Origin of the sequence: Brunnivagina elsteri CCALA 953 (assembly GCF_002289455.1) — a bacterium.
GTDB classification, from domain to species: domain Bacteria; phylum Cyanobacteriota; class Cyanobacteriia; order Cyanobacteriales; family Nostocaceae; genus Brunnivagina; species Brunnivagina elsteri.
Window position 1 is genome coordinate 1 of the sequence record NZ_NTFS01000585.1, and the last position, 2,990, is coordinate 2,990.

2 protein-coding genes and 1 pseudogene are annotated in these 2,990 nt (G+C 39.8%); all 3 read left to right on the forward strand.

All coding sequences use genetic code 11. The annotated features are described in order from the left end of the window. Positions 1-387: 387 nt before the first annotated feature. Positions 388-606: pseudogene (locus tag CK510_RS28695) on the forward strand (EndoU domain-containing protein); the annotation flags it as partial. A 38-nt stretch (positions 607-644) separates the two neighbouring features. Beyond that, entirely contained in the window at positions 645-806 is a 162-nt protein-coding gene (locus CK510_RS32160) for a hypothetical protein (protein WP_158224989.1), read from the forward strand. Positions 807-908: 102 nt separating this feature from the next. After that, the gene (locus CK510_RS28700; RefSeq protein ID WP_095724880.1) at positions 909-2,810 is read left to right on the forward strand and encodes a DUF3370 family protein; all 1,902 of its coding nucleotides are present in this window, start codon (positions 909-911) and stop codon (positions 2,808-2,810) included. Positions 2,811-2,990 lie beyond the last annotated feature (180 nt).

Consider the following 2,990-nt stretch of genomic DNA (forward strand, 5'->3'; position numbering starts at 1 on the left):
CGTGCGAAGAAATTGGCGATAATTGTCGGTTCCAAGAAGGCGATATCTGCGATAAGCTTCGCTAACGCAATGGCTGTGCGTTCACGAAGTGACTCCGGAGGAGTATCGGTTAATCAGAAGGAACGGTATACTCAGTTGCGGGAACGACTGGCTCAAATTTAAGCGATTGTTTAAGCAAAATTAACGACAACAGCATCTGCGGCAAAGTACATTTTTATAATCAAAGCTACTACAGTTTGATATTGTACAGATATCTGAAAAATATACGTTAACTTAAGATTATGGTGCTTTTTATTCGCAATTCCAAAATAGCTGTCATTTTTGCTATCGCATTGCCATTTGCTGCAATTTTTAATTTCAATAATTCCGTTGCTAATGCTCAAGAGTGGCTACTTGAGCAATGCCCAGGAAATACTTTTAGATGTAACTAGAATATATAAACTGCAAAATAATCTTGATGGTGCTTGTATCTTTGAGGTCAAAGATGCTGAAACTGGAACTATTTTCCCAACTGTATTTGTAGAGAGGAATAAAGCAATTATTACCTATTATCCCGATGCTACACCCAAGGGGAAAAAGTGCGATACGTCTTTGGCGTTACGCTAAGTCCCAAAGGTCAACAGTCAAAGCAGGAACATAGTTCAATGTTTGGAATTTTATGCGATCGCAGAGGAAAATTTATACTGCGAACGATTAGCCATACTCTGGGAGAAGGAACCTCTGCTTATAGCCAAAAGCTAACAGTCAATAATTCCAATTTTTATCTGTTCTCAGTATATTCTTTCCTTGCCGGACGCGATCGCTAGTTTTTGAGAGAGTTAGCATGACACCTCCATCAACAGTAATATAAACTACTTCCTATATTTCCTTAACTACTGAAAAATTGATTCTCATCAATCCAATTCCCCATGCCATCATTACTGCAACTTCTCACCCTTTCTAGCATCATTGTAATTTTCCCTACCACTACAGCCATCGCATTCAACGACACGCAAGAATACTGGGGAAATAATTGCATCCGTGAACTAAATTCCCGTAAACTGATTACCGGATACCCTGATAACACCTTTCGTCCCAATCTCACAGTCACAAGGGCAGAAGCAGCAGTATTGATGCTCAACGCTTTTCCTGACGCACCTAACAAACGTAACTCAAGCCCATTTCGAGATGTACCCCCAACCCATTGGGCAAATAAAGCCATATCTACTGCCTACCAAAAAGGCTTTTTCTCAGGATATCCAGGGGGAATATTTCAACCGAACCAAGCCATACCCCGCGCTCAAATTATTGGTGTCATCGCAGGGGCAAAAAATTATAATTCCATCTCTAACCCAGCGCAGACATTACAAAAATACTTCCTCGATGCAGCAGAAATCCCTGGTTATGCTCAAAGTGCGATCGCATCTGCGGCAATTAATAGTATCATCGTCAATTATCCCAACATCAAACAGCTAAAACCCAACCAAAGTGCTACCAGAGGGGAAGTTGCGGCATTGATGTGTCGCGCACTCAATATCTACACCATTCCCCCACAATACATCGCTGGAGTGGAAGTAAAACCCCAACAAGTCAACCCATTACCGGGAAAACTCGATACCATACCCACTTTCAACAGCAATAGTCCAGAATTAGTAGAAAGTGATGGAATTCTACTCTCAACCTTTCCCCCAGAAGGTAAAAAAACACCCACAGCACATTTAAATTATCCCTTTCAAGGCAGATTTGATATTTTTTCTCACCACATTGTCAGGGCAGAAACAACAGCAAGAAATCGGACGGTTTATCAGGGTATTATTGTTTATAATCCTGGTAATAAACCAGTCACATTAGAAATATTAAATGCTGGCAGTTATCTAACTCAACAAGCTCCCTTTATTCCCTTACCCGACATTCAAAATAATTCCCAAAATAACGTTTATTCGGGACCAGGAAGCAGGACAATGGGTGATGTACTGCAAGGAATCAGACAAAATATTTTCCCTGAAAAAATCGTCATTGAACCAGGTAAAAGCCAAATATTAGCAAATCTACCAATTCCCGTACTTGCACCCTCATCCAATGGTCGCACAACAATGATGCGCTTACAAAGTGATGGTGTAATTTATATTGCCAATTTAGCTATGACTGCCAATCGTCCCCCAACTTTAACTGAGTGGCAAAATTTACTCAACAATGAAAATTTGGCAGAAAAAAGGGATGCCATACCCACACCATTAGAACCACCTAAAGAACCTACTGTGTTTGGTAGAGTAGCTGGTGTATCTCAAGGTGCTAAATGGGAAGGGGTAATTACTGATACCTCTGAGGCTACAAAATTAACCATACCAGAATCAGGTAAAGCGATTTCTTACCCATTAGGAACGGTACATTTAGTAACTCTAGCAACCAAACAGATTCAAAGTGCCAAGATGTTAGCTAGATATCCAGATACGGCATATTGGGCACATAGTAATTATGGGGTGGAATATGATTTAACTTTGCCTTTATATAACCCGACAAATCAAACTAAAACGGTTAATATATTAATCCAAACTCCCCTCAAAGATGAAGCTGGAACTGATAGATTATTATTTTTAAATCCTCAAGTAGAGCAAATATTTTTTCGTGGTACGGTGAAGGTGAGTTACGAAGATGCTCCCGGTAAAATGCAGGTAAAATATTTGCATTTGGTACAGAGAAGGGGACAGCAGGGACAAGCTTTAGTGACGTTGCAATTAGCAGCAGGTGCAACAAAGAAAGTAGAGGTTGATTTTATTTATCCTCCCGATTCCACACCACCCCAGGTTTTGACTGTGGAAACTGCTCGATGAAATTCATTTCATATTTGAAAGTGTTTTACTCCTAGCTATCAGCAGCAGAAAATCATACAAATATATTCAAAATTATTTTTTCTTAGGTCTATTCTTGCGACGGGCTTGTTTTTGCATTTTCTTCTTCTTGATGGCTTGAGATTTTTTCGGATTGGATGATTTTGTTAATTCTTCTACAGT